This is a genomic window from Peribacillus sp. P4_C12, from assembly GCF_056402095.1.
Genome location: NZ_JBFUIB010000817.1, coordinates 1 through 1,306, shown reverse-complemented (window position 1 = coordinate 1,306; position 1,306 = coordinate 1). Strand labels below are relative to the sequence as shown.

The window sequence follows — 1,306 nt, the reverse complement described above, 5'->3', positions numbered from 1 at the left end:
TTATTATCTAGTTTTGAAGGAACAACGTTCCTTTATTGTTTGGTGGCGATAGCGAAGAGGTCACACCCGTTCCCATTCCGAACACGGCAGTTAAGCTCTTCAGCGCCGATGGTAGTTGGGGGTTTCCCCCTGTGAGAGTAGGACGCCGCCAAGCAGTTATATATGGAGGATTAGCTCAGCTGGGAGAGCATCTGCCTTACAAGCAGAGGGTCGGCGGTTCGATCCCGTCATCCTCCACCATTTTTTACACCTGCCGGTGTAGCTCAACTGGTAGAGCAACTGACTTGTAATCAGTAGGTTGGGGGTTCAAGTCCTCTTGCCGGCACCATTTTCATACAAGCTTAATATAGCATTTATAAATAGTTTCTATGAGCCATTAGCTCAGTTGGTAGAGCATCTGACTTTTAATCAGAGGGTCGAAGGTTCGAATCCTTCATGGCTCACCATTTTATTATGCGGGTGTGGCGGAATTGGCAGACGCACCAGACTTAGGATCTGGCGCCGCAAGGCGTGGGGGTTCAAGTCCCTTCACCCGCATGTTTGCGGAAGTAGTTCAGTGGTAGAATACAACCTTGCCAAGGTTGGGGTCGCGGGTTCGAATCCCGTCTTCCGCTCCACTATTTATTTATGCCGGGGTGGCGGAACTGRCAGACGCACAGGACTTAAAATCCTGCGGTAGGTGACTACCGTACCGGTTCGATTCCGGTCCTCGGCACCATCTTAATATGCGCCCGTAGCTCAATTGGATAGAGCATCTGACTACGAATCAGAAGGTTGTAGGTTCGACTCCCGCCGGGCGCACCATGTTTTTTCGGGAAGTAGCTCAGCTTGGTAGAGCACTTGGTTTGGGACCAAGGGGTCGCAGGTTCGAATCCTGTCTTCCCGACCATTGATTTTTGGGGCCTTAGCTCAGCTGGGAGAGCGCCTGCCTTGCACGCAGGAGGTCAGCGGTTCGATCCCGCTAGGCTCCACCAAAAAAACTTGACAAGCTTAACAAGCTTTGATATGATGTAAAAGTTGATTCTTTAAAGGAATCAGATATTGCTCTTTGAAAACTGAACAAAACAAAGCGCCAACGTTAAATTTTAAGTGAGCACACACTATTAGAAAAGCAAAATGAGCAAGTCAAACATTTCTTCGGAGAGTTTGATCCTGGCTCAGGACGAACGCTGGCGGCGTGCCTAATACATGCAAGTCGAGCGAATCGATGGGAGCTTGCTCCCTGAGATTAGCGGCGGACGGGTGAGTAACACGTGGGCAACCTGCCTATAAGACTGGGATAACTTCGGGAAACCGGAGCTAATAC

The 1,306-nt window shown here is 49.8% G+C and carries 9 tRNA genes and 2 rRNA genes; all 11 read left to right on the top strand.

Features of this window, described 5'->3' with window-relative positions:
• Positions 1-38 precede the first annotated feature (38 nt).
• Positions 39-154: ribosomal RNA gene (gene rrf, locus AC1DUW_RS29310) — 5S ribosomal RNA — on the top strand.
• Positions 155-164: 10 nt separating this feature from the next.
• Positions 165-240: transfer RNA gene (locus AC1DUW_RS29305), tRNA-Val, on the top strand.
• A gap of 12 nt (positions 241-252) precedes the next feature.
• Positions 253-328 (top strand) — tRNA-Thr (locus AC1DUW_RS29300).
• Positions 329-370: 42 nt separating this feature from the next.
• Positions 371-446: transfer RNA gene (locus AC1DUW_RS29295), tRNA-Lys, on the top strand.
• A gap of 9 nt (positions 447-455) precedes the next feature.
• Positions 456-537: transfer RNA gene (locus AC1DUW_RS29290), tRNA-Leu, on the top strand.
• A gap of 5 nt (positions 538-542) precedes the next feature.
• Positions 543-617, top strand: a tRNA-Gly gene (locus AC1DUW_RS29285).
• 12 nt (positions 618-629) lie between these two features.
• Positions 630-718, top strand: a tRNA-Leu gene (locus AC1DUW_RS29280).
• Between the two features lie 9 nt (positions 719-727).
• Positions 728-804 (top strand) — tRNA-Arg (locus AC1DUW_RS29275).
• 8 nt (positions 805-812) lie between these two features.
• A tRNA-Pro gene (locus AC1DUW_RS29270) sits at positions 813-889 on the top strand.
• Between the two features lie 9 nt (positions 890-898).
• Positions 899-974 (top strand) — tRNA-Ala (locus AC1DUW_RS29265).
• 160 nt (positions 975-1,134) lie between these two features.
• A 16S ribosomal RNA gene (locus tag AC1DUW_RS29260) occupies positions 1,135-1,306 on the top strand; the annotation flags it as partial.